Origin of the sequence: Micromonospora sp. NPDC048871 (assembly GCF_043198155.1) — a bacterium.
Classification (GTDB): Bacteria; Actinomycetota; Actinomycetes; order Mycobacteriales; family Micromonosporaceae; genus Micromonospora.
This window is the reverse complement of sequence record NZ_JBICUM010000021.1, coordinates 13133-36471: the sequence shown is the minus strand read 5'-3', so window position 1 is coordinate 36471 and position 23339 is coordinate 13133. Positions and strand designations below refer to the sequence as shown.

26 protein-coding genes and 1 pseudogene are annotated in these 23339 nt (G+C 71.1%); 6 read left to right on the top strand and 21 right to left on the bottom strand.

The genetic code is table 11. The features are described 5' to 3' along the window. Positions 1 to 154: 154 nt before the first annotated feature. The gene (locus tag ACGFIK_RS27015; protein WP_327024474.1) at positions 155 to 694 is read right to left on the bottom strand and encodes a hypothetical protein; all 540 of its coding nucleotides are present in this window, start codon (positions 692 to 694) and stop codon (positions 155 to 157) included. Between the two features lie 114 nt (positions 695 to 808). On the opposite strand from ACGFIK_RS27015, the gene ACGFIK_RS27010 reads away from it, so the two are divergent. Both ACGFIK_RS27010 and ACGFIK_RS27005 read left to right on the top strand, forming a co-directional pair. Continuing rightward, positions 809 to 2041 carry a GNAT family N-acetyltransferase gene (locus ACGFIK_RS27010; protein ID WP_327024473.1) on the top strand — a complete coding sequence of 411 codons (1233 nt, stop codon included), beginning with the start codon at positions 809 to 811 and terminating at the stop codon, positions 2039 to 2041. Positions 2042 to 2224: 183 nt separating this feature from the next. Further along, positions 2225 to 2551: a hypothetical protein gene (locus tag ACGFIK_RS27005; RefSeq protein ID WP_327024472.1), complete on the top strand. Its 327-nt coding sequence runs from the start codon at positions 2225 to 2227 to the stop codon at positions 2549 to 2551. A gap of 101 nt (positions 2552 to 2652) precedes the next feature. Here ACGFIK_RS27005 and ACGFIK_RS27000 read toward each other — a convergent pair whose 3' ends face one another. The 4 genes from ACGFIK_RS27000 to ACGFIK_RS26985 form a co-directional block, all read right to left on the bottom strand. Then, entirely contained in the window at positions 2653 to 3120 is a 468-nt protein-coding gene (locus ACGFIK_RS27000; RefSeq protein ID WP_327024471.1) for a ribose-5-phosphate isomerase, read from the bottom strand. Between the two features lie 112 nt (positions 3121 to 3232). Beyond that, a complete protein-coding gene (locus ACGFIK_RS26995) occupies positions 3233 to 4438 on the bottom strand; it encodes a DUF1015 family protein (RefSeq protein ID WP_393342021.1) in 1206 nt (401 codons plus the stop codon). Between the two features lie 113 nt (positions 4439 to 4551). After that, complete coding sequence (locus ACGFIK_RS26990; protein WP_393342019.1) at positions 4552 to 4992, bottom strand: hypothetical protein; 441 nt, start codon at positions 4990 to 4992, stop codon at positions 4552 to 4554. 187 nt (positions 4993 to 5179) lie between these two features. Next, positions 5180 to 5803, bottom strand: a complete 624-nt coding sequence (locus tag ACGFIK_RS26985; RefSeq protein WP_327024468.1) for a DsbA family protein — start codon at positions 5801 to 5803, stop codon at positions 5180 to 5182. 217 nt (positions 5804 to 6020) lie between these two features. Between ACGFIK_RS26985 and pepN the strand changes: the two genes are divergently transcribed. Beyond that, positions 6021 to 8570, top strand: coding sequence for an aminopeptidase N (pepN, locus tag ACGFIK_RS26980; RefSeq protein WP_327027472.1), 2550 nt, complete (start codon positions 6021 to 6023; stop codon positions 8568 to 8570). 122 nt (positions 8571 to 8692) lie between these two features. Here pepN and ACGFIK_RS26975 read toward each other — a convergent pair whose 3' ends face one another. The 16 genes and pseudogenes from ACGFIK_RS26975 to ACGFIK_RS26900 form a co-directional block, all read right to left on the bottom strand. Continuing rightward, positions 8693 to 9106, bottom strand: coding sequence for a DUF5130 family protein (locus ACGFIK_RS26975; RefSeq protein ID WP_327024467.1), 414 nt, complete (start codon positions 9104 to 9106; stop codon positions 8693 to 8695). Then, positions 9093 to 9380 (bottom strand): hypothetical protein, encoded by a 288-nt coding sequence (locus ACGFIK_RS26970; RefSeq protein ID WP_327027470.1) that lies wholly within the window; start codon positions 9378 to 9380, stop codon positions 9093 to 9095. The genes ACGFIK_RS26975 and ACGFIK_RS26970 overlap by 14 nt, the downstream gene beginning before the upstream one ends. A 70-nt stretch (positions 9381 to 9450) precedes the next feature. After that, positions 9451 to 9719, bottom strand: a pseudogene (locus tag ACGFIK_RS26965) (amidase); the annotation flags it as partial. An 8-nt stretch (positions 9720 to 9727) separates the two neighbouring features. After that, complete coding sequence (locus ACGFIK_RS26960) at positions 9728 to 10156, bottom strand: PIN domain-containing protein (protein WP_327024466.1); 429 nt, start codon at positions 10154 to 10156, stop codon at positions 9728 to 9730. Further along, entirely contained in the window at positions 10153 to 10371 is a 219-nt protein-coding gene (locus ACGFIK_RS26955) for a type II toxin-antitoxin system VapB family antitoxin (RefSeq protein WP_393342015.1), read from the bottom strand. Before ACGFIK_RS26955 ends, ACGFIK_RS26960 begins: the two co-directional genes overlap by 4 nt. Positions 10372 to 10399: 28 nt before the next feature. Then, a complete protein-coding gene (locus ACGFIK_RS26950; protein WP_327024464.1) occupies positions 10400 to 11422 on the bottom strand; it encodes an amidohydrolase family protein in 1023 nt (340 codons plus the stop codon). Then, the gene (locus tag ACGFIK_RS26945; RefSeq protein WP_327024463.1) at positions 11422 to 11946 is read right to left on the bottom strand and encodes a 3-hydroxyanthranilate 3,4-dioxygenase; all 525 of its coding nucleotides are present in this window, start codon (positions 11944 to 11946) and stop codon (positions 11422 to 11424) included. The genes ACGFIK_RS26950 and ACGFIK_RS26945 overlap by 1 nt, the downstream gene beginning before the upstream one ends. Continuing rightward, positions 11943 to 12371, bottom strand: coding sequence for a RidA family protein (locus tag ACGFIK_RS26940; RefSeq protein ID WP_327024462.1), 429 nt, complete (start codon positions 12369 to 12371; stop codon positions 11943 to 11945). The genes ACGFIK_RS26945 and ACGFIK_RS26940 overlap by 4 nt, the downstream gene beginning before the upstream one ends. Positions 12372 to 12494: 123 nt before the next feature. Further along, positions 12495 to 13268 carry a 4-oxalocrotonate decarboxylase gene (locus ACGFIK_RS26935; RefSeq protein ID WP_327024461.1) on the bottom strand — a complete coding sequence of 258 codons (774 nt, stop codon included), beginning with the start codon at positions 13266 to 13268 and terminating at the stop codon, positions 12495 to 12497. After that, complete coding sequence (gene dmpG, locus ACGFIK_RS26930; protein WP_327024460.1) at positions 13265 to 14377, bottom strand: 4-hydroxy-2-oxovalerate aldolase; 1113 nt, start codon at positions 14375 to 14377, stop codon at positions 13265 to 13267. The genes ACGFIK_RS26935 and dmpG overlap by 4 nt, the downstream gene beginning before the upstream one ends. Beyond that, a complete protein-coding gene (locus ACGFIK_RS26925) occupies positions 14374 to 15285 on the bottom strand; it encodes an acetaldehyde dehydrogenase (acetylating) (RefSeq protein ID WP_393342010.1) in 912 nt (303 codons plus the stop codon). Before ACGFIK_RS26925 ends, dmpG begins: the two co-directional genes overlap by 4 nt. Then, positions 15282 to 16133 carry a 2-keto-4-pentenoate hydratase gene (locus tag ACGFIK_RS26920; protein WP_393342007.1) on the bottom strand — a complete coding sequence of 284 codons (852 nt, stop codon included), beginning with the start codon at positions 16131 to 16133 and terminating at the stop codon, positions 15282 to 15284. Before ACGFIK_RS26920 ends, ACGFIK_RS26925 begins: the two co-directional genes overlap by 4 nt. Then, a complete protein-coding gene (locus ACGFIK_RS26915; RefSeq protein WP_393342062.1) occupies positions 16130 to 17611 on the bottom strand; it encodes a 2-hydroxymuconic semialdehyde dehydrogenase in 1482 nt (493 codons plus the stop codon). The genes ACGFIK_RS26920 and ACGFIK_RS26915 overlap by 4 nt, the downstream gene beginning before the upstream one ends. A gap of 20 nt (positions 17612 to 17631) precedes the next feature. Further along, positions 17632 to 18966 (bottom strand): FAD-dependent oxidoreductase, encoded by a 1335-nt coding sequence (locus tag ACGFIK_RS26910; RefSeq protein WP_393342004.1) that lies wholly within the window; start codon positions 18964 to 18966, stop codon positions 17632 to 17634. Then, on the bottom strand, positions 18963 to 20240 hold the full coding sequence (gene kynU / locus ACGFIK_RS26905) for a kynureninase (protein ID WP_393342060.1): 1278 nt from the start codon (positions 20238 to 20240) through the stop codon (positions 18963 to 18965). Before kynU ends, ACGFIK_RS26910 begins: the two co-directional genes overlap by 4 nt. 25 nt (positions 20241 to 20265) lie before the next feature. Continuing rightward, positions 20266 to 21165 (bottom strand): tryptophan 2,3-dioxygenase family protein, encoded by a 900-nt coding sequence (locus tag ACGFIK_RS26900; protein WP_357532327.1) that lies wholly within the window; start codon positions 21163 to 21165, stop codon positions 20266 to 20268. Positions 21166 to 21313: 148 nt separating this feature from the next. Here ACGFIK_RS26900 and ACGFIK_RS26895 point away from each other — a divergent pair, with 148 nt between their 5' ends. From ACGFIK_RS26895 to ACGFIK_RS26885, 3 genes are all read left to right on the top strand, one after another. Beyond that, positions 21314 to 21796, top strand: coding sequence for an Lrp/AsnC family transcriptional regulator (locus ACGFIK_RS26895; RefSeq protein WP_357532328.1), 483 nt, complete (start codon positions 21314 to 21316; stop codon positions 21794 to 21796). An 89-nt stretch (positions 21797 to 21885) separates the two neighbouring features. Further along, positions 21886 to 22416 carry a hypothetical protein gene (locus ACGFIK_RS26890; RefSeq protein ID WP_327024453.1) on the top strand — a complete coding sequence of 177 codons (531 nt, stop codon included), beginning with the start codon at positions 21886 to 21888 and terminating at the stop codon, positions 22414 to 22416. Positions 22417 to 22431: 15 nt separating this feature from the next. After that, a complete protein-coding gene (locus ACGFIK_RS26885; protein ID WP_393342001.1) occupies positions 22432 to 23268 on the top strand; it encodes a class F sortase in 837 nt (278 codons plus the stop codon). The last annotated feature ends 71 nt before the right edge of the window (positions 23269 to 23339 follow it).

Below are 23339 nucleotides of genomic sequence, written 5' to 3'. Positions count from 1 at the left end.
CCCCGGGGGTGGGCGGGTGGTTTTACCCGGCGCCGGGGTTTTTTGCCAGGGCCTGTGTGTTGTTATTCACCACGGCCGCCCCCCCCCCGCCCCCCGGGCCCCGGGGGGGGGGGGGGGGGGCGGGCGTCCCCCCCCCCCCCCCCCACGACGCGACTCAGGTGGTCAGCCAGTTCCAGGCGTCCATGATCCACTGGGTCTGCTGGAGGTAGGCGATGCCCAGGCCGGTCAGGAAGACCGCGGTGACCAGATGAGCGCCCCGCGCGCTGCGCCGTACCCGGCCCAACTGCCGCTCCAGCACCAGCCGGCCCAGCAGCCGGGTCAGCGCGAACAACCCCGCCGCCACCAGCAGGCTCAGCACGAAGATCAGGAAGGGCCCGGCCAGATCGCCACCGCCGGAGATCGCCCAGATCCCCCAGCACACGAAGGCGAACAGGGCGCCGGCCGTACTCCACTCGCCGCCCTTGCGTAGCTGGGCCACATGCCAGCTCAACGGCCGGCGCGGCGCCGGCTCACCCGGCCAGCCGGTGCCGGTCGGCACCTGGTCCACCGTCGGAAACGGTTCGGTACGCGGTGCGCTGGCACCGACCGAGGCCACCCCGCGTCGGTACGGGTCGCGCTGCGACGGAATGCCCGCACCGGGCTGCGGCGGCACCTCCACGGTCCGCTCCGCCCACGGCTGCGTCTTGTCGGCCATCTCGTCCCTCCCCCTCGGTCGGCGGTGAACTCGATCACCGTCCGGCCCTGCTTCGAGGGTAGCCAGCCCGCAAATAGGTCGCCGCACCCGTGCCCATCCGTTAGACACGAAGCCGTGACCAGCCGCTCCCTGCCGATCAGCAGCGCCCGCCCGGAAGACTTCGACGAGATGGGGCGCCACCTCAACTTCCTGTTCCATCACGGCCTCGAACCCGAGGCACATGAGACCGAACGCAGGATCTTCGAACCGGAGCGTGCCCTGCTGATACGCGACGGTCCCGAGTTGGTCGGCACCGCCGCCGCCTTCACCCGGGCGTTGGGGGTGCCCGGCGGCGAGGTGGCCGCCGCCCACGTCAGCATGGTCGGGGTGGCCCCCACCCACCGGCGGCGGGGTCTGCTCACCACGCTGATGCGCCGACAACTGACCGAGATCCACGAGGCCGGCCGGGAACCGGTGGCGGTGCTCTGGGCCAGCGAGGGCCGGATCTATCCCCGCTTCGGGTACGGCCTGGCGGCGCAGCGACTCCAGATCACCGGCAACACCCTTGAGCTGCGGCTACCGCCGCCGACCGCCGACGAGGGCCGACTGCGCCTGGACTCTCCGGCCGACCGCCTGGCGGACCTTAGCCGGGTGTACGACCGGGTACGCGCTGCCCGACCCGGTTGGTCCGCCCGCGACGAGCGCTGGTGGCGCTACGTCCTGCTGGATCCGCAGGCCCACCGGGGCGGCGCCACCGAGCGGCGGGTGGTGCTGCACGAGGGACCCGAGGGCATCGACGGGTACGGCCTGTTCCGCACCAAGGCCGAGTGGGACGGCACCGGCCCGAAGTGTCAGACCACGGTCGACGAGGTGGTGGCGACCAGTGTCGCCGGGTACCGGGCGATCTGGCGGCTGCTGCTCTCGATGGACCTGACCCGCCAGGTGACCTTCCTGCGGGCTGCCGTGGACGAGCCCCTGCTGCGGATGGTCGACGAACCACGCCGACTGAGCCCGACTCTGGTCGACGCCCTGTGGGTACGGGTGGTCGATGTGCCGGGCGCCCTGTCCGCCCGGCGTTACGCCACCGACATCGACGTGGTGATCGAGGTGACCGATGACCTGCTGCCCGCCAACAGCGGCCGGTGGCGGCTCAAGGGCGGCCCGACGGCGGCCAGTTGCGTACCGGTGACCGATCCGGCCGACCTGGCCTGCGACGTGAGCTGCCTGGGCGAGTTGTACCTCGGCGGTGCCCGGCTGACCGCCCTGGCCGATGCCGGCCGGCTACGCGAACTGCGGCCCGGCGCCCTGGCCTCCGCCGATCCGGCGGTCGGCTGGCACCGCGCCCCCTCCGCCCTCGAGGTCTTCTGACCCTGCCCGCACCGACCGCCGACCGGCTCGACTCCGGTCGGCGGTCTGGCACAGACCAGCTCGGTTCCACCGCTGACGGTGAGTGAGGTGGTGCGTCCGTATGTGCTTTCACTGTCAAACATCGAGGGTATGACCCGCCGTGAGACCGTGATCGACAACCGTCATCCCAGGTAGGGTCGTGGGGTGGCGGACGAGGGACGACGGCGACGACGACACCGACACCAGGGCGTACCACCGCAGACCACCGACGCCGGCGCCGCGGCGACAACCGCAGGAGTGCACGACGGCGGGGAGCCGCCGCCCCGCGCACGACGCGGCGGCGGAGCCGAGGAAGGCGAACGAGGGCTACGCGGACTGGTCGGATCCGGCTCCTCACAGGTGAGCGTGACCGCGGCCATGCGGGCCCGGGACGCCGCCCGCCCCACCGAGGAGGACCTGGCCGCCGCCGAGGCCGAGATCGTCATCGTCCGTCGGAACTGGATCCCCCGCGACGAACTCCCCCGCCGCTGACCCGGCTGTGCGGTCGCTGCTCGCAGTTGCGCCGAACGGCGGGATCCGCAGCCACGGGACCCCGCCGTTTCGGCGTAACGGAGTTGGTCTGTAACGAAGAGTCAGGGCAGGTCGGGCAGCTTGCGGGTCTGCTCGTACTCGGCGACCTGGGCGATGCGGCGGGCGTGCCGCTCGCTGCCGGAGAAGGCCGTGGTCAGGAACGCCTCGACGATCGCGGTGGCCTCGTCCAGGGTGTGCTGACGGGCCCCGACCGCGACCACGTTGGCGTCGTTGTGCTGCCGGCCCAACTGGGCGGTCTCGATGCTCCAGGCCAGAGCCGCACGGACTCCGGCCACCTTGTTGGCGGCGATCTGCTCGCCGTTGCCGGAGCCACCGATGACCACACCCAGGCTGCCCGGGTCGGCCACCACCCGGGTGCCGGCGTGCAGACAGAAGGCCGGGTAGTCGTCGTCCGGGTCGAAGACGTGCGGGCCGACGTCGACCACCTCGTACCCCTGCTTGGCGAGATGGTTGGCCAGGTGCACCTTCAACTCGAAACCGGCGTGATCGGATCCCAGGTAGACGCGCATACCGGGCAGTCTGTCAGGCCGGCCGCACCGGGCACCGGCGGGGCGGTACCCAGGTGCGACTATGCCCCTTTCGGGTCGGTGCGAACCTCACCCGGCACCGACCCGACAACCCTCACGCCGGGTCCGGCAGCTCCGCTACCACCAGGCCGCCACGCGCCTTCGGGGTGAACCAGGTGCTCTTGCGCGGCATCTTCTCCCGAGCCAGGTTCACCGCGACGAAGTCGTCCACGGTCACCGGCGCGATGAGGATGGCCAACTCGGCCCGGCCGGCCTCGACCTCACCGGCCAGCCAGCTGGCCGGGTAGTCGCCACCGACGTAGGTGATCCGCTTGTCCCCCGGGTCCAGCCCCAGGGCGTCGCGCAACAGCAGCCGCTCGACCAGGGCGTGGTCGAGGTTCTCCAGCCGGCCGGCGCCGGTGTGCGGCAGGGTCACCGCGTACGCCTGGCCGGGTAGCTGGAGCACGATGGTGCCGCCGGCGGCCGGGACCTGCGCCGGGCCTTCGACGGAGCTGACCTGCGCACCGGCGGCGGTCAGCCGGTCGAGCAGCTCCTGCGGGGTGGTCGGCAGCTGGCTGATGAGGCGGTTGTACGGCTGGATGGCCACCGAGGCGGGGGTGGTCACCACCGCCAGGAAGCGGCGGAATCCGCCGGTCTGGGCGGCGAGGCTGCGGTGGTTGCCGTCGGCGACGACCAGTTCCCCGCCACCGGCCAGGGCGGTCAGCTCGTCCTGCTCCGGGCCCGGCCCGAGCAGCCAGATGGCGTGCGTACGCCCGGCCTGGTCCAGGTCGGTCGCGGCGGGTGCGCCGGCCGCGTCGGTGGCCTTGGCCAGCGCTGCGTGCAGTTCGTCACCGCGCCCGGTCTGCAACAGCAGCACCGGCGAGAGCAGGTGCCCCAGCGCCTCGGCCAGGGCCACCCGCTCGCGCACCTTGGCGATGAAGACGTCCTCGTTGCGGATGACCAGGCCCGGCTCGTCGGCCCGGGTGGAGATCTGATCGGTGTCGACCATGGCGAAGATGCCGTACGCCGGCTCCTCCCCCGGCGCGGTGATCCGGTACAGGACCACGACCTGCTCGGCGGGGGTGTAGCTGCCGTCGGCCTTCGCCTCGGCCAGCCGGGTCACCGCGTCCGGCAGCGCGTCGCCGAAGGACTTGCCGAGGCTGTCCGGAGCCCGGTGTGGCATCTCGATGCCGAGGGCGCTGTGCGGATTCGCCTCGATGATCGCGGTGATCTCCGCGTCGTCGGCGAACTCGTCGTAGTTCTGCGCTCCGGTGCCGCCAGTGGTGATCCAAGCCCGGGTGATCGGGTGCACGACCGTCATGACCATGACGCTACCGTCGCCGCCTCCGGCCCCGCCGCCCGACCCACACCCCCGCCCACCAGGTGAAAGGAAGGGCCCCCGCTTAACGCCTGCGGTAGTGCAGGGGTCCCTTGTTAACAGTCCGGCTCCGCCGCCCGACGATGCCGGCCGGCGGGCGCCGGCACCACGCCGGGACGTCGTACCGGTCGCGGGCCCTGGTTGCGGATCTCCCGACCGGGCGGCGTCAGCCGGGAGGTGGCCGGCACCCGGGCGACCCCCACCACGGGGGTACGCCCGAGCACCCCGGGGGCGTTGAGCGGACGCTGCTGCGGCGCCGGCCCACCGCCGGAGCGGTCGTACGGTGGGCCGGGCCACAACTCGGCGAGGTTCTGCCGGGGGGCGGCCCACTCGCGCCGCTCCCCGAAGGTCAGTCCAGCCTCGGCGAAGTCCGGTCTAGGGCTCTCCCGGTCCTGCCTGGGTACCGGCTGGCTGAGGTCCGCCGGGTGGGTCGCCTCGTTGCCGGTCCTCTCCCTACGAGCCCGACGGTCGGAAACCGGGGCACGGTGTTTGGCCATCTGGCGCCTCCACGAGTGCGGCCGACGGGCACGGGTGCGGCCCGCCGGCTCTCTGCGGACACCTGGTCAAACGACTCCACGAAGGCAGCGGTGACGCCGGGTACGGCGCCCGAGGCGACGCGGAGCTGGTGTTAACAAGGGACCCGGCCTATACCCGAGGCGTTAACAAGGGGCCCTTCCTTGCACCTCAGTCGAAGATGGGGTCGAGGTCGCGGGTGCGCTTGAGTTCGAAGAAGCCGGGGGTGCCGGCCACCAGCAGTACCCCGTCCCAGAGCCGACCGGCGGCCTCCCCCTTGGGTGCCGGGGTGACCACCGGGCCGAAGAAGGCCACCTTCCGGCCCTCCGGTCCGGGTGCGTGGATGACCGGGGTGCCCACCTCGGTGCCGACCGGCCGCATGCCCTCCTCGTGGCTCTGCCGCAGGGCGGTGTCGAGGCCGCTGTCCTCGGCGGCCTCGGCCAGTTCGGGGTCCAGGCCGGCGTCGGTGAGGGCGGCGACGAACAACTCGCGGCCGACCTGCTCCTTGCCGAGGTGGATCCGAATGCCCAGGGCGGTGTAGAGGGCACCCACCGCCGCCGACCCGTACCGCTGCTCCGCCGCGATGCACACCCGCACCGGCCCCCAGCCGGTACGCATCGCCTCCTGGTACGGCTCGGGCAGTTCGCGGCCCTCGTTGAGCACCGACAGGCTCATCACGCGGAACCGGACCTGGACGTCGCGGACCTGTTCCACCTCCAGCAGCCAGCGGGAGGTGACCCACGCCCAGGGGCAGATCGGATCGAACCACATGTCGACGCTGGTGCGTTCGTTCATAGCGAGGTCCCTTCGGGATGCTGGCACCGGGCAGCGGTGCACCCTCCGATCCTTACTCCACAGCGACCCGATCGCGCTGGATACCACAGCGTGACCTCGCCCACCACCGGCTGCCCGTCCGTGGAAGACTTCAGGATCGGACGGGCCGTCACAGGCGGTCCACGATGATGTGGCCGTGGGGTACGGCGAGAAACGGATGGAGACGAACGTGCCGGGAGTGCGCAACCTGACGCAGGTCGAGGCGACCGAGCGGGCCCGCCTGCTCGAGGTGACGGGGTACGACATCAATCTGGACCTGTCCAGTGCCGTCCACGCGGCGGGGGGTCGCACCTTCCGGTCGATCACAGAGGTGCGTTTCCGCTGCAGCGAACCGGGCGCCGGCACCTTCATCGAGGTGGCCGCCGACTCGGTGCGTTCGGCGACCCTCAACGGCACCCCGGTCGACCTGACCGACTTCTCCGCCGAGAAGGGACTGACCCTGACCGGGCTGGCCGAGGAGAACCTCCTCGTCGTCGACGCCGACTTCGCGTACTCGAACTCCGGGCAGGGCCTGCATCGCAGTGTCGACCCGGTGGACGGGGAGACCTATCTGTACAGCCAGTTCGAGACGGCTGACGCCCAGCGGGTCTTCGCCTGCTTCGACCAGCCCGACCTCAAGAGCGTCTACACCTGGCACGCCACCGTCCCGGAGCACTGGAAGGTGATCTCCAACGCGACCGTGGAGCGGGTGGAGCCGGCCGGTGAGGACCTCAAGACGGTCCACTTCGCCACCTCGGCGCGGATGAGCACGTACATCACCGCGCTGTGCGCTGGGCCGTACCACGAGGTGCGGGACAGCCACGACGGGATCGACCTGGGCCTGTTCTGCCGGACCTCGATGGCGCAGTACCTCGACAGCGACGACCTGTTCCTGGTCACCAAGCAGGGCTTCGACTTCTTCCACGAGCAGTTCGGGGTGCGCTACCCGCTGCCCAAGTACGACCAGCTGTGGGTGCCGGACTTCAACGCCGGCGCGATGGAGAACTTCGGCTGTGTCACCCACGCCGAGTCGCACTACCTGTTCCGCTCCCAGGTCACCGACTTCGAGTACGAGCAGCGGGCCAACACGATCCTGCACGAGATGGCCCACATGTGGTTCGGTGACCTGGTCACCATGCGCTGGTGGAACGACCTGTGGCTGAACGAGTCCTTCGCCGAGTGGGCCAGCCACTGGTGCAACACCCACGCCACCCGGTTCACGGAGGCCTGGACGACCTTCCTGTCCGTCCGGAAGAACTGGGGCTACCGGCAGGACCAGCTCTCCTCCACCCACCCGGTCTACTGTGAGATGCCGGACCTGGAGGCGGTCGAGGTCAACTTCGACGGCATCACGTACGCCAAGGGTGCCAGTGTGCTCAAGCAGCTGGTCGCGTACGTGGGGCTGGAGCCCTTCCTGGCCGGTCTGCGGGCCTACTTCGCCAAGTACGCCTGGGGCAACGCCACCTTCGACGACCTGCTCACCGAGTTGGAGACCGCCTCCGGTCGCAAGCTGCGCACCTTCGCCGCCCAGTGGCTGGAGACCGCACAGGTCAACACCCTGCGGCCGGAGCTGACCATCGGCGCGGACGGCGCGTACGAGCGGGTGCTGGTGCGGCAGGAGGCCCCGCAGGGGTACCCGACCCTGCGTACCCACCGCATCGGGGTGGGTCTGTACGACCTCGCCGACGGCCGGCTGGTGCGCCGCCAGCGTCTGGAGGTCGACATCGACGGTGAGCTGACCGAGCTGACCGAGTTGGTCGGGGTGCCCGCGGCCGACGTGCTGCTGCTCAACGACGACGACCTCACCTACGCCAAGCTGCGGCTGGACGAGCGGTCGATGGCCACGGTGGTGCAGCACATCGGCGGGTTCGAGTCCTCCCTGGCGCGGGCCCTGTGCTGGACGGCGGCGTGGGACATGACCCGCGACGCCGAACTGGCCACCCGCGACTACGTGGCGCTGGTGCTGGCCGGTCTGCCCGCCGAGACGGACATCAACCTGGTCACCGCCACCCTGCGGCAGGCGAGCAGCGCCCTGACCTTCTACGCCGACCCGGCCTGGGCCCCCACCGGCTGGGCCGAGCTGGCCCGTACCGCGCGGACCGCCCTGGCCGCAGCCGAGCCGGGCAGCGGGTTCCAGCTGGCCTGGGCCCGGACGTACGTCTCGGCGGCCCGCGCTCCGGAGGACCTGGCCGTGCTGCGCGGCTGGTTGGACGGCAGCCAGGTGACCGAGGGGCTGACCATCGACACCGAGCTGCGCTGGAGCGTGCTCCACGCGTTGGTGGCCAACGGGGCGGCCGGTGCCCCGGAGATCGAGGCCGAGCTGGCCGGGGACCGGACCTCCAGCGGGGAGCGGGAGGCCGCGTACGCCCACGCTCTGGTGCCGACCGAGGAGAACAAGGCGGCCGTCTGGGCCCAGCTGACCAGTGCCGAGGCCCTGCCGAACTGGCGCAACCGGGCCTTGTTGCAGGGCTTCACCCACCCGGCGCAGGTCGAGCTGATCACGCCGTACCGGCAGCGGTACTTCGAGGCCGTGGGACAGGTGTGGGCCAGCCGCGACAGTGAGCCGGCGCAGGAGTTCGCCCTGCTCGCCTACCCGGCGTACCTGGTGGAGGAGGAGACCGTCGAGGCCACGGACGCCTGGCTGGCGCAGCCCGGCTACCCGGCGCCGCTGCGCCGGCTGGTGGCCGAGGGCCGCGACGGGGTGATCCGGGCGGTGGCCGCACGGGCCCGGGACGCCCGCACCGCCTGAGGCAGGTTTCCCGGCGCGGGTGGATCATCCGCCCGCGCCGGGCACTCCAGACGCACCTGATCCGACACGACTGAGCCCGGCCCCGCAGTCGCGGGAGCCGGGCTCGATCGTGCTTGGCAGGGTCAGCCCTTGCCGGCGTACCGGGAGAGCTGGTCGAGGCCCTGGATGATGCCGCCGGCCAGATCACCACCGCCGAAGGAGGCCACCATCGACAGCGCGGCGATCTTGGCGTACGTGTCCGGGACCCGCTTGCGGGCGTACCGGCCGGTGACGATCTCCAGCTGCCGCTGGTTCGGCGACACGGCTATCAGCACCGAGCGGTCCGGGTCGGCGAGCTGCCCGTGCAGCCGCTCGGCGTGCTCCCGGACCGGCTCGTCGAGACCGCCGACGAAGACCGAGAAGACCAGACCGGTAGTACGGTCGGCCAGCCGCAGCGCCTCGTCGATGCGCAGCAGCTGACGGGTCGAGAAGGGCCCGTCCAGCACGTCGGGCCGGGGGTCGGTCCCCGCCTCGGGCTGCATCTCACCAACGGTCACTTGCGCCTCCGGTTCCACCAGCCGGCGCCTCGGCGCCGGCCTGCTCCTGCTTGCGGCCGGTCAACGCCGGCGCCTGAGCCCCGGCGGCCAGCACGGTGCCGGCCGAGTCGGCCAGCTCGTCCGGCTTACCGAGAAACCAGACCGGCGTGAAGTTGAACGGACGGCCCGGCCGGTAGCGCTTGGCACCGCCGCCGCCCCCGTCCCGGCTACCCGCGTACACCAGGCCGGCGATCACCAGCACGACGGCTGCCGGGATGCCGACGAAGACCAGCAACGTGTCGGTTACAGACAATCCCAACGCCCCCAGGCGGAAAGAGAGACCTTCGACCGGATCGGGTGGCGGGTCACCGCGGTGACCTCCCGACTCCGCTGCCACTCACGTTAGCGGAGCCGACGCTTCGCCAAAGCGCGGGGTCGCGATCCCATCCGCCACACAAGTGCTCAACCTGCGCAACTGTGGCGATCAGTGTCGCCTCAGCACCGTACCGTTCGGTGAGGAGCACGCCGATCGGCAGCCCTTCGGCGGTCGTGCCGACCGGCCACGAGACGCACGGATCACCCGTGACGTCGAACACGGCACAGTACGCGAGAAGCAGCGTTGCCGGTCAAAGTTCCGGCACCTCAGGAGAGGGTGCCGGGCGGCGACACCCATTCGGACCGAGGGCCACCCACCTCCGCCAGCAGATCGAAATCCCGGTCGTAGTGCAGGACGGTCGACGAGTATTCGGCTGCGGCCGCCGCCACCATCACATCGACCGGACTCGCGGCCCGGTGGTGACCGCGAGTCGTCAATGCCAACTGCAGATCGCGAGCCCGGGTGGCCACTGCGGAACTGATCGGCAGGTCGATCATCAGCTCCGCGCGCCGGGCGCGAATGGTCATCGCATCGCGGAAGTCACGGGCGCTGCGCCCATCCTCCAGATCGAGCGGCAGACAGGTCGCGGCGAGTTGCTCCTCCAGGAGCGCCCGGATGCGCTTGCCGACGGCCGGATGACGCAGCCGCCCCCAGGCCGAGGTGTCGATGAGATAGAGGCCGGGCGGCGGTGTCACGCGACGTCCCGCTCACCGTGCGGTGTCTTGCCGTCCTCCAGCAGACCACTCCAGTCGCGATCGACCGAAAGCAGCTCGCGGATCGCCTCCACCCGCTCGCCGCGCTCCGCGACCATCCGGAGCGCGGCGTGGATGGTGTCCTTCTTACTCTTGGTGCCCAACTCGCGACGGGCCCGTTCAAGCAGCTCATCGTCAAGATCTATGACCGTCTTCATCCGACGATTATATACGCGCCAGCCTTCGTTATATACGATCCGTGCCGAGGAACCGTCGGGCGTTGCCGCCCAGCAACAGGGCGCGCTGGTCCTCGGTGAGGAAGTCCGCCTCGTGGATCACCCGGCCGACCGGGCGTTCCCCCAGCGGGTACGGGTAGTCGCTGCCGAGCAGCACCTGACCGGGGCCCATGGTGTCCACCAGCAGGCGCAGGGCCGGTGTAGCAAAGACCACCGAGTCGACGAAGAAGCGGTCGACATACGAGCTGGGTGGGGTGGCGGAGGCACCGCGTACCAGGTCGCCCCGGCGGTGCCAGGCGTTGTCGGCCCGCCCCAGCCAGAAGGGGAAGCTGCCGCCGCCGTGCGCGAAGCAGATCCGCAGGCTGGGCGGCACCTTGTCGAAGACCCCACCGAGGATCATCGACAGCACCGACAGGTGGGTCTCGGCCGGCATCCCGGTGAGCCACCGGGCCATCCACCGGTCCAGGCGGGGGCCACCCGGCATGTCCCAGGGGTGGACGAAGACCGGGGCGCCGACCTCGGCGCAGTGGGTCAGGAAGGTCACGATCCCGGCGTCGTCCAGGTCCCGGTCACCGACATGGTTGCCGATCTCCACACCGACATGGCCGGCCGCCAGGCAGCGGTCCAACTCGGCGCAGGCGGCGTCCGGGTCCTGCAACGGCACCTGGCAGAAGGGCAGCAGCCGGTCACCACCGGCCGCGGTCACCTCCAGGGTCAGGTCGTTGAAGATGCGAGCCACCTTCACCGCCTGGTCGGCCGGGCGTTCGTAGCCGAAGAAGACCGGGGTGGGCGAGACCACCTGCACGTCCACGCCGTCGGCGGTCATGTCGGCCAGTCGGGTGGGCGCGTCCCAGCACTGGGCACCGATCGGGCGGAACTCGGTCTCCCCCACCATGATCATGGCTTCGCGTTCCGAGTCGATCCGCAGCCAGGGCCAGCCGGACCCGCCGCAGGCTGCGGCCAGGTCCGGCCACCCCTTCGGTACGACATGCGAGTGCACGTCCACCACCGGGTGGGCAAGCGGCTGGGCCATCAGCCCTTGCCCGGGTGCAGGGTGCCACAGTTGCCGCAGGTGCGGGCCGCCTCGTCGGCGTAGAAGGCGCCGAACACCGGGGGCAGGTCGGCGGCGATGTCGCGGACCTGCAACTCGACCTCGTGCACCTTGTGCCCGCACTCCGGGCAGTACCACTGGAACTTCTCCAGGGTCCCCTCCGGACGGACCCGTTCCACCACCACCCCGATCGAGCCGGGCTCGGGCCGCTGCGGCGAGTGCGGGGTGTTGCGCGGCAGCATCCACATCTGTCCCTCGCGCACATGCACCGTACGCGGCCCCTCCGGGGTCATCAGGTTGACATGCATGTTGCCCTTGACCTGGTAGAAGAACTCCTCGTACGGGTCGACGTGGAAGTCGGTGCGCTGGTTGGGGCCGCCCACCACCATCACGATGAAGTCGTCCGACCCGGGGAACATCTCCTTGTTGCCCACCGGCGGCTTGAGCAGGTGCTGGTTCTCGGCGATCCAGTTGGGAAAGCTGAACGGCTCGACGATCTCACTCACGATTGACCTCCTTCGGGCAACACGGCCACGGCTTGCATCTCGATCAGCAGGTGCGGATGCGGTAACTGGTGCACGGCCACGGTCGTCCGGGTCGGCCCGGTGGCGTCGAAGAACTCCGCCCACACCTCGTTGTACCCACCGAAGTCGTTCATGTTGACCAGGTACGAGGTCACCTGCACCAGGTCGGACAGGTCGGCGCCGACCGAGCGCAGCAGGTCACCGATGTTCTCGATCACCGCGCGGGTCTGCACCCGAATGTCCAGGTCCGTCGTACCGAACTCGTCCACCGATACCCCGGCGAAACTGTTGTCCGGCCGCCGCGACGACGTACCGGAAACAAAGACGAACCCACCCGCGACCTTCACGTGCGGAAACGCCCCCCGAGGAACCGCCTTCCCCGCCACCACCCGCGCCCCGTCAGCCATGCCGACCCCCTTCGACCCGCACCACGTCAGGGGTTCCGGGCAGCCCGACCGGCGCAGGGATCAAGCCTGACCGCCCGGAGCCGGTCGGGCTGCCCGGAACCCCCACCAGGCCGATCCGCGCGCTCATGACGCCGCCTTGAGGGTGGCGGTGCCGAGCTTCTCGACCACTGCCCGGACCTGAACCCCAGGCCGCAGCGGAACAGCCGCCGTGGCCGCGCCGGCCAGGAACACCCAGCCCTCACGCATCCGTACCCCGTGCCGTCCGGCCAGGCGGACCCCCTCGTCGAGGGCCCGGCGGGGGTCGCCGAGGATCGCCGCGGTCGAGCCGACCTGGGCCACCCGACCGTCGATCTCCAGCAACACCCCGAGGTTGTCCAGCCCGTCCGGCACCGGCGACCAGGGGCCGACCACGAAGGCGGCGGCCGAGGTGTTGTCGGCGATCACGTCCGGCAGGGAGAAGCTGAAGTTCGCGTACCGGGAGTCGATCAGCTCGATCGCCGGGGCGACCGCACGGACGGCGTCCGTGAAGGCCCCGACCGGCTCGCCCGGCTCGGGCAGCCGGTCCAGCAGGAAGGCCACCTCCGGCTCGACCCGGGGGTGGATGTAGGTCGACACCTCGACCGTGCCCCCGTCCGGCACCCACATCGCGTCCGTCAGCCGACCCCAGATGACCTCGTCGACCCCGACCTGGGCCATCTTCGCCTTGCTGGTCAGCCCCATCTTCAGACCGACCAGCCGCTCGCCCCGGTCCAGCCGACGCTGCACCAGGGCGGCCTGCACCCCGTACGCGGCGTCGACGTCCAGGCCGACCTCGGCGGCCAGTTGCGGAATGGCGGTGGCGGTGGTGGCGGCCTTGTCCAACTGCTCGGCGATGCCGGCCGGGTCCAGCCCGCTCATGCTTGCTCCTCGGTTCGCGGTTGCGTGGCCGTCGGGTCCCCGTCGCGGGCCGGGTCCCCGGCACCCTCGCGGACCAGGTCCAACGCCACGTCGACGATCATGTCCTCCTGGCCGCCGACCATCCGCCGTCGACCCAGCTCCACCAGGATCGAGCGGACGTCCACCCCGTAGCGGGCGGAGGCGCGTTCGGCGTGCCGCAGGAAGCTGGAGTAGACCCCGGCGTACCCCAGGGAGAGGGTCTCCCGGTCTACCTGGACCGGCCGGTCCTGCAACGGGCGGACGATGTCGTCCGCGGCGTCCATCAGCGCGAACACGTCACAGCCGTGCTTCCAGCCGTGTAGTTCGGCGACCGCGACGAAGACCTCCAGCGGGGCGTTGCCCGCCCCGGCGCCCATCCCGGCCAGTGAGGCGTCCACCCGTACGGTGCGCCCCGACGGCGATCCCAGCGGCCCGTCACCGAGGATCCGGCCGTGTTCGACCGCCAACACACTGTTGGCCACCCCGAGGGACAGGTTGTGGTGGGCGTGGATGCCGATCTGGGTGGTCGGCTCCAACACCTGCCGGTACGCGTCGACCCGCTGTGCCACGTCCGACATCAGCAGCCGGCCACCGGAGTCGGTGACGTAGACGCAGTGCGCCCCGTAGGACTCCATCAGTTTGGCCTGCGCGGCCAGCCCGGCCGCGTCGTTCATGTGCGACATCATCAGGAACCCGGACACGTCCATGTCGTTGTCCCGGGCCCAGGAGATGTGCTGGGCGGAGATGTCGGCCTCGGTGCAGTGGGTGGCGATGCGCACACTGGTCACCCCGAGGGCCTTGGCCGCCTTCAGGTCGGCGATGGTGCCGATGCCGGGCAGCAGCAGGGTGGTCAGCTTCGCGTTCGTCATCACCTCGGCCGCCGCCGCGATCCACTCGGCGTCACTGGCCGCACCGTGGCCGTAGTTGACACTGGACCCGGCCAGCCCGTCGCCGTGGGCCACCTCGATGGCGGCCACCCCGGCGGCGTCCAGGGCGGCGGCGATGGTCCGCACCTGGTCGACCGTGTAGCGGTGGGCGATGGCGTGCATGCCGTCGCGCAGGGTCACGTCCTGGATGTAGAGATCGGTCACGACGAGACCATCCGTTCGGCCGTACGCAGCGCGGCGCTGGTCATGATGTCAAGGTTCCCGGCGTACGCGGGCAGGTAGTGCCCGGCACCGGAGACCTCCAGGAAGACCGAGACCTGTAGGCCGGTCAGCTGCCGTCCCAGCGAGGGCACGTAGGTGTCCACCCGGTCGAACTGCACGTCCTGCTTGAGCCGGTAGCCCGGGACGTACTCCTGCACGTCGGCGACCATCTCGGCGACCGAGGCGGCGATGGCGGCCTGGTCGGCGTCCGGGTCGGGGCAGAGGCAGTAGACCGTGTCGCGCATCAGCAGCGGCGGCTCGGCCGGGTTGAGCACGATGATCGCCTTGCCCCGGTCGGCGCCGCCGACCACCTCGATGGCCCGGGCGGTGGTCTCGGTGAACTCGTCGATGTTGGCGCGGGTGCCCGGACCGGCCGAGCGGGAGGAGATCGAGGCGACGATCTCGCCGTACGCCACCGGGGTGACCCGGCGTACCGCGGCGACGATCGGCACGGTGGCCTGCCCGCCGCAGGTGACCATGTTGACGTTCGGCTCGGCCAGGTGCTCGTCCAGGTTGACCGGCGGCACCACGTACGGGCCGATGGCGGCCGGGGTCAGGTCGACCACCCGGCGGCCGTGGGCGCGCAGCACGGCGTCGTTGTGCCGGTGGGCCCCGGCGGAGGTGGCGTCGAAGACCAGTTCGACGTCGGCGAACTCCGGCATCGCCACCAGGCCCTCCACCCCCTCGGCGGTGGTCGCCACCCCGAGGCGGCGGGCCCGGGCCAGGCCGTCGGAGGCCGGGTCGATGCCGACCATGGCCACCATCCGCAGCGACTCCGACAGCCGCAGCACCTTGATCATCAGGTCGGTACCGATGTTGCCCGACCCGATCACCGCCACACCGACGCTCATGAGGAGCCACCTTTCGTTCCCGACTGCGGGGCTCGCAGAACCGGCTCACTCCTCGCGCTCACGGGATCCAGGGAGAAGCAGGTCCGGACCGAGCCGAGGCCGGAGATCCGGGCCTCGTACGCCGCGCCGGGGGTCACCGCCACCATCGGGCCCAGGGCTCCGGAGAGCACCACCTCACCGGCGCGCAGCGGCTCACCGGCGCGGGCCATCGTGGTGGCCAACCAGGCCACCGCGTGCAGGGGGTTGCCCAGGCAGGCCGCCCCGGCACCGACCGACACCGGCTCCCCGGCCTGCTCCAGCACCATCCCGCACAGCCGCAGGTCCACCTCGGCCAGCCGTCGGGGTGCGGTACCGAGCACGAACAGCCCACTGGAGGCGTTGTCCGCCACCGTGTCCACGATGGAGATGTCCCAACCGGCCACCCGGGAGTCGACGATCTCGATGGCCGGCAGCAGGTGGTCGACCGCACGGATCACGTCGACCGTGGTGACCCGCTCGTCGGGCAGGTCCGCGCCGAGCACGAAGGCGATCTCCGCCTCCACCCGGGGCTGGAGCAGCCGGTCGATCGGCACCTCCACCCCGTCCGGCACGGCCATGACGTCGGTGAGGACACCGAAGTCCGGCTCGTACACCCCCAGGTTCTCCTGGACCGCCCGGGAGGTCAGCCCGATCTTCGCGCCCACCCGGCGCTGCCCTGCGGCCAGCCACTGGCGTACCTGGTGCTGCTGCACCTCGTACGCCGCGGCCACATCCCCCTCGGGCAGCAGCCGCCCACGCAGGGGTGGGCAGGGCTTGCCACTGGTCCGGGCCTCGGTCAGTTCCTCGGCCGCTAGCTGAAGGTCGCTCATGACATGTCCACGCAGACGTTGGTGAGTTCGGAGTAGAAGTCGAGCGAGTGCACCCCGCCCTCCCGGCCGATGCCGGAGGCCTTCACCCCGCCGAAGGGGGTACGCAGGTCCCGCAGGAACCAGGTGTTGACCCAGACGATACCGGCGTCCAGCCGGGCCCCGGCCCGGTGCGCCCGGCCCACGTCCCGGGTCCAGACGGCCGCCGCCAGGCCGTACTCGGTGCCGTTGGCCAGCGCGTACGCCTCCTCCTCGGTGTCGAAGGGCGCCAGGTGCACCACCGGACCGAAAATCTCCTCGGTGTTGGTGCGGGCCTGCGGGCCGAGCCCGGCCAGCACGGTCGGCTGCACGTACGCCCCACCGTCGCGGGCATCACCGAAGTGCGGCACTCCCCCACCGGCCAGCACCTGGGCACCCTCGGTCCGGGCCAGGTCGTAGTGGCCGAGCACCTTGTCGCGGTGCCCGTGCGAGATCAGCGGCATGTTCACGGTCGCCTCGTCGGCCGGCCAGCCGTACGCCAACTCCCCGGCCCGCTTGGCCAACCGGGCGGCGAACTCCTCGAAGACCGGCCGCTGCACGTAGATCCGCTCGGTGCACAGGCACACCTGGCCGCCGTTGGTGAAGCTGGACCGCACCGAACCCTCGACGGCCGCGTCCAGGTCGGCGTCGGCGAAGACCAGCCCGGCGTTCTTGCCACCCAACTCGAAGCTGACCGCCTTCACCCCGTCGGCCGCGGCCCGCATGATCGCCGACCCGGTGGCCGACTCACCGGTGAAGGTGATCGCGTCCACCCCGGGATGGCGGGTGAGGAACTCACCGGCGGAGCCCGGGCCGAAGCCGTGCACCAGGTTGAACACCCCGTCGGGCACCCCGGCGGCGGCCATCACCTCGGCCAGCACGGTAGCCGAGGAGGGCGTCTCCTCGCTGGGCTTGACCACCACCGCGTTGCCGCAGGCCAGGGCCGGGGCAACCTTCCAGGTCAGCAGCAGCAGCGGCAGGTTCCACGGCACGATGATCGCCACCACGCCGACCGGCTTACGGACCGCGTAGTTCAGGGCCCGGCCACCGGTCGGGGTGACCGTGGTGAAGGACTCCGTCGGGGCGGTGGCCACGATCTCGGCGAAGGCCCGGAAGTTGGCCGCACCCCGCGGAATGTCCAGGGTCCGGGCCTGGGAGATGGACTTGCCGGTGTCCGCCACCTCGGCGGCCACCAGGTCGTCGAAGCGTCGCTCCAACTCCTCGGCTACCCGGCGCAGCACCTCGGCGCGTTCCCGCTCCCCCATCCGTCCCCACGGCCCGCGCAGCGCCGCCCGGGCGGCGGCCACCGCATCGTCCACGGTGGAACAGTCGGCCTCGACCACCTCGAAGACCGGCTCACCGGTCACCGGGCTGCGCTTGGTGAACCGGTCACCGGTCGAGACGAACTCGCCGCCGACGAAGTTGCGCAGCAGCCCGGGGCCCTCCGGCGCGTGGCCGGACATCAGCCGGGAATCCCACAGGGTCATCCTCGCCTCCGGCGACCGAGAGCCAGCACCGCACCGGCCAGCACCGCGGCCGCACCGGCGGCGACCGCACCGAGCACCTGGTACTGCCGGCGGACCCGGCGACGCACCTGGGCGTACGGGACGGTGGTGAAGGAGACCAGTTCGTACTGGGAGACGTAACGGCCCGGCAAGGCCCGCTCCAGGGCGTGCTCCACCTTCTTCCGGGTCTGGAACACCGGGGAGGCGACCTTGTCGCGCATCTCCACGAAGTTGGCCAGCGCCATCTGGGCGATCGCCTCGGCGTTGTCCTGCCGACGCTGCTGGTACAGCGGCAGGGCCGCCGCCCAGTCGTCGCCGCACTCGTCGAGGCAGTTGTCCAACTCGACCACGTCCTCGAAGGCGCAGTTCGCCCCCTGGCCGTAGAAGGGCACGATGGCGTGCGCGGCGTCGCCGAGCAGACCCACCCGCCCGTTGAACTGCCACGGGTCGCACCGCACCGTGCCGAGCACCCCTACCGGGTTGTGCTGGTAGTCGTCGACCAGGTTCGGGGCCAGCGGCGGCAGGTCCGGGTAGTGCTGGGCGAAGTACCGCTCGATCGCCGCCTTGCTGCCCAACGAGGAGAAGCTGGCGGTGCCGTGATTGGGCCAGAACAGGGTGCAGGTGAAGGAGCGGTCCGGGTTCGGCAGGGCGATCATCATCGAGGTGCCGCGCGGCCAGATGTGCAGGGCACCCGGGTCCAGGGCGAAGTCCCCACCCACCGCAGGGATGGTGAGTTCCTTGTAGCCGTAGTCGAGGAAGTCGACGCTCTCGGTGAGCAGGCCGTGTTCCAGCAGCTGTCCGCGTACGGCCGAACCGGCGCCGTCGGCGCCGAGCACGACCCGGGCGTTCGCGGTGACCGTGCCCTGCGGGGTTTCGAAGGTCATCTGGGCGGTGTCCGGGTCCAGCCCGACCAGCCGGTGGTCGAAGGCGATCCGCACCTGCGGCAGCTTGGCGGCGGCGTCCAGCAGGGCGTTGTTCAACGCCCCCCGGCTGATCGAGTTGATCGCCCGATCGCCCTCGGCGCTGTACGGCTGGAAGTCCGGCTCACCGACCACCGGGTGCACCATCCGGCCCCGCATCGGCAGGGCGTCGGCCATCACCTGCTCGTCCAGGCCGATGCGGCGCAGCGCGTCCAGGCCCCGCTCGGAGAGAGCCAGGTTGATCGAGCGGCCCCGCTCCGGGGTCCCGACCCGCGGGTCCGGTCGCCGCTCGTACAGGGCAACCGCGTGACCCCGCCGAGCCAGGTAGCAGGCCAGCAGGCAGCCGGCCAGTCCGGCCCCCACCACCGCGATCTCGTCGTGCCGGGTGTTCACGCGTTCACCTCCACCGTCGCGGCCAGGGCCTCGGCGACTCGCCAGCAGTCGTGGTACGTCGAGTAGAGCGGCACCGGGGCGAACCGGACGATGTCCGGCTGCCGGGCGTCCGCGATCACCCCGTGCTCGTACCGCAGCCGCTTGGTCAGTTCGTTCGCGGTGCCTTCGCCGATGCGTACCGACAGCTGGCAGCCGCGCCGGCCGGGGTCGCGGGGGGTGACCACGGTCAACGGCCGGTCGGCGACCACCTCGTCGAGCAGCCGCTCCAGGTAGCCGGTGAGCCGCAGGCTCCGCTCGCGCAGCGCCGGCATCCCGACCGAGTCGAACAACTCCAGGGAGGTACGGACCGGGCCCATCGCGAAGATCGGGGGGTTGGAGATCTGCCAGGCCTCGACCGTGGCCGGGGGCCGACTCACCGGGGTCATCTCGAACCGGGTCTGCGCCGCCGTGCTCCACCAGCCCTCGAACCGGTGCAGGGCGGGATCTCCGTGGTGCCGCTCGTGCACGAACACCCCGCCCAGGGCCCCGGGACCGGAGTTCAGGTACTTGTACGAGCACCAGGCCGCGAAGTCGACCTCCCAGTCGTGCAGCGACAGCGGCACGTTGCCGGCCGCGTGCGCCAGGTCCCAACCGACGACCGCACCGGCGGCCCGGGCGGCGGCGGTGATGGTGGGGATGTCCATCAGCTCGCCGGTGAGGTAGTTGACCCCGCCGAGCAGCACCAGCGCCACCGTGTGGCCCTCCGCCGCCAGGAAGGCGGTCACGTCCTCGGTACGCAGGTTCTCCTCACCGGGACGGGGGGTCAGCCGGACCACTGTGGTGTCCGGGTCCAGCCCGTGGAACCGGGCCTGGCTGCGCACCGCGTAGCTGTCCGAGGGGAAGGCGGTGTCCTCGATGACGATCCGGGTCCGCTCCCCGGAGGGCCGGTAGAAGCTGACCATCAGCAGGTGCAGGTTGACCGTCAGGGAGTTCATCACCACGGTCTCGCTGGGCCGGGCGCCGACCAGGCGGGCCGCCGGGGCGGTCAGCAACTCGTGGTACGGCAGCCAGGGGCGTTCCGCCTCCAGGTGGCCCTCGACCCCCAGCCGGCTCCAGGACTCCAGGTCGGCCAGCAGCTCCGTACGGGTGGCCTTGGGTTGCAGGCCCAGGGAGTTGCCCGCCAGGTAGGCGGTCTCCGGGTAGCGCCCGCCGTCGGCCGGGGGCACATGGAACAGGTGCCGGTGGCCCGGCTCGGCGGCGTCCAGGCGCAGCGCCTCGGCCTCACCGGCACTCATGGTCTCGTTCTGGTTCATCCTCGCCTCACATCGCCGTCCGAGCCGACCACAGCTCGGGGAAGACCACCCGGGCCATGCTGCGTTGCAGCCAGGCCAGCCCCGCCGAACCACCACTGCCGACCTTGGCGCCCATGGTCCGCTGCACCGCCTTGACGTGGTGGTGCCGCCAGTCACCGAACTGCTCGGCAACCTCGGTCAGCGCCTCGCCGAGCATCCGCAGGTGGTTGTCCGGGCCGTTGTCGGCGTAGATGCGGACCCAGGCCGCCTCCACCGCGGCGTGCGGCTGGTGCTCCTCGCGGACCTCCCGCTCCAGCAGCTCGGCGGGGATCTCGTGTCCCTGCCGGGCCAGCAGGGCGACCACCTCGTCCCAGACACTGGGGGCGGCCAGGGTCGCGTTGAGTTCGGCGTACACCTCGGTCTGCCGGCGGAAGGGCCGGATCAGGGTGGTGTCCCGCAGCCCCAGCAGGAACTCCAGGTGCCGATACATGGCCGACTGGAAGCCGGAGCCCTCGCCGAGCAGGTTGCGGAAGCGGTTGAAGTCGGCCGGGGTCATCCACCGCAGCCCGTGCCAGGCGGCGTTGAGGGCCTCCAGGTGCAGGGCGGCCCGGCGCAGCGGGGCCAGGGCCTCCCAGACCCGATCCTCGCGCAGCAGTCGGGAGGTCTCCCGCAGCTCGTGGCAGGTCAACCCGAAGTACAGCTCCATGATCTGGCTGACCATCAGGAAGGACATCTCGCCGGGGTCGTCACTCAGCGGCTGTTGCAGTTTGTGCAGGGTGCTGGCCTGCACATAGGCGTCGTACGGCACCCGCTCGGCGAACTCCAGGGTCGGCTCGCCGCCGTTGCGGGCGGCACGGGCCGCCCGCTGCCTGCCCGTCACCGGACGCACCGCCGTCCGGGTTCCCGGGCGCAGCTCGGTCTGCTCCATCCGTCCACTCCTTCCTGGCTGGCGATTCCAGACATGATCTCTCGGCCTCACCCCCGGATGGAATGCCTCTTCAACGGCGGTACGCCCGGAGGACCTGCCGAACGTGAGGCGATGGCAGTATTTGACTTGTCAGACGTAAGGTGAGTGCGTGGACGAGATGGACTGGGCCCTGCTGCGTGAACTACAGGCCGACGCACGGTTGTCCTTCAGCGAACTCTCCCGCCGGGTGCACCTGTCCCCACCTGCGGTGGCGGAGCGGGTACGCCGGCTGGAGGAGAACGGGGTGATCACCGGCTATCACGCGCATGTAGACCTGACCCGGGCCGGGCGGACGGTGGTCGCGTTGATCCGGATGTCCTGCTACGGGACCCGGTGCATCCTGCACGACCCCGAGGTCGCCACCTGGCCGGAGATCCTGGAGATCCACCGGATCACCGGGGACGCCTGCAGCGTGCTGAAGGTCGCGGCCGGTTCGATCGGGGAGTTCGAGGGGGTCATCGACCGACTGGCCCCGTACGGCCAGCCGTCGAGCACCATGGTGCTCTCCTCCCCCCTCAACTGGCAGCCCCTGACCCGATGCAAGGAAGGACCTTCCGCCAACCCCGCCGGCAGAGGACGGACCCCCGCTTGACACCCCTGCCGGGTTAGTGGGCGGAGCAGGGGGAAAGCACCGCGGGTCAGCCCAGCAGGACCGGTGCGCCGGTGCCGGGAGGGAGGATCATGCGGGGTCTGCGAGCGTACGGAGGCGTGCTGCACGCACCCTCGACCATCGTCCGACTTCTCGGGGCGTTCGCACTGATCGGGGCGTTCGTCCTGTTCGGTGCCGCACCGGCCCGAGCAGGTGAGAACACCTTCATCGAGGTGACCCCGAACAGTGTGCAGGCCGGTTCCCGGGTGCACCTGCGGGCCAGTTGCGACAACGCCAACAACCGGCAGGCCGAGGTCGAGTCGGAGGCCTTCAACCGGGTCTTCCTTCGACCGGACAACGGCTTCCTGACCGGTGAGGTCACCGTGCCGGGCAACAAGGCCGCCGGGGACTATCCGGTGAACCTGCGGTGCGGCAACGGCCAGAACGCCAGCACCAACCTGACCGTGCTGAACATGCAACAACCCACCAAGGGCCCGGCCACCGGAGGTGGTGGCACCGCCGGACCGGGCACCGGCTCGACCCTGCTGCTCGGCGGCGTGGCGGTGGTAGCCGCAGCGGTGGTCTTCGGGCTGGTCAGCAACCGACGCCGGACCGGTTCCTGACCCAGGGCGGACGCCATGATCGGCCACCGCGTACCGGTGCCCGAGCCGCGTCCGGCCCCACGGCCGACCGCCACCCGCCGGAGCACCCGAGTCTGGCGGAGGGCGGTGGCCGTGGCCGGCCGGCTCGGCCGGGTCACCGCGCAGATGGGTACGGCCAGTGTCACCACACCGGACCCCTCGACCGCCCCGGTGCCACCACGGGCCCGTCGGGCCTGGTCGGCGGCGACCCGGAACGGGTTCCGCAGCGGCCCCGGACTGCCCGTGGTCCTGATCGCCAGCCTGATGCTGTTGATCGTCACGATGCTCGGGGTCGAGCGACTGACCGGGCTCAGCCTGCTACCGGACCGCTTCATCGCCGGGCTGGCACCACCGCCCAAGAAGTTCCCGCTGCTGCCGGCGAGCCGACCGGTCGGCATCGAGATCAACAAAATCGACCTGGCCGCGCCGGTGCACGAAGTCGGGGTGGCTCCGGACGGCAGCATCGCCGCACCGACCGCGGAACGCGCCCAGGAGGCCGGCTGGTACGACCAGGGCCCCTCACCGGGCCAGTACGGCCCGGCCGTCATCGTCGGGCATGTCGACACCAACACCGGGCCGGCGGTCTTCCAGGACCTGCGGCAACTGCGGGCCGGTGACCAGGTCGAGGTGGCCCGCACGGACGGCAAGGTCGCGGTCTTCGAGGTCGACCGGGTCGGCCGGTACGACAAGGAGGCCCTGCCGGCCGACGAGGTCTTCGGCGACTTCAGCCGGCCGCAGCTTCGGCTGATCACCTGTGGGGGGCGCTGGGTCGGGGGTTCGACTGGGTACGCGGACAATGTGATCGTCTTCGCTTCGTTGGTGGAGGCTCGGTGATGCTGTTGCGGTTGTGGGGTTTGCGGGGGAGCCCGACCCGCTCCGGGCGGTCAGGCTTGATCCCTGCGCGG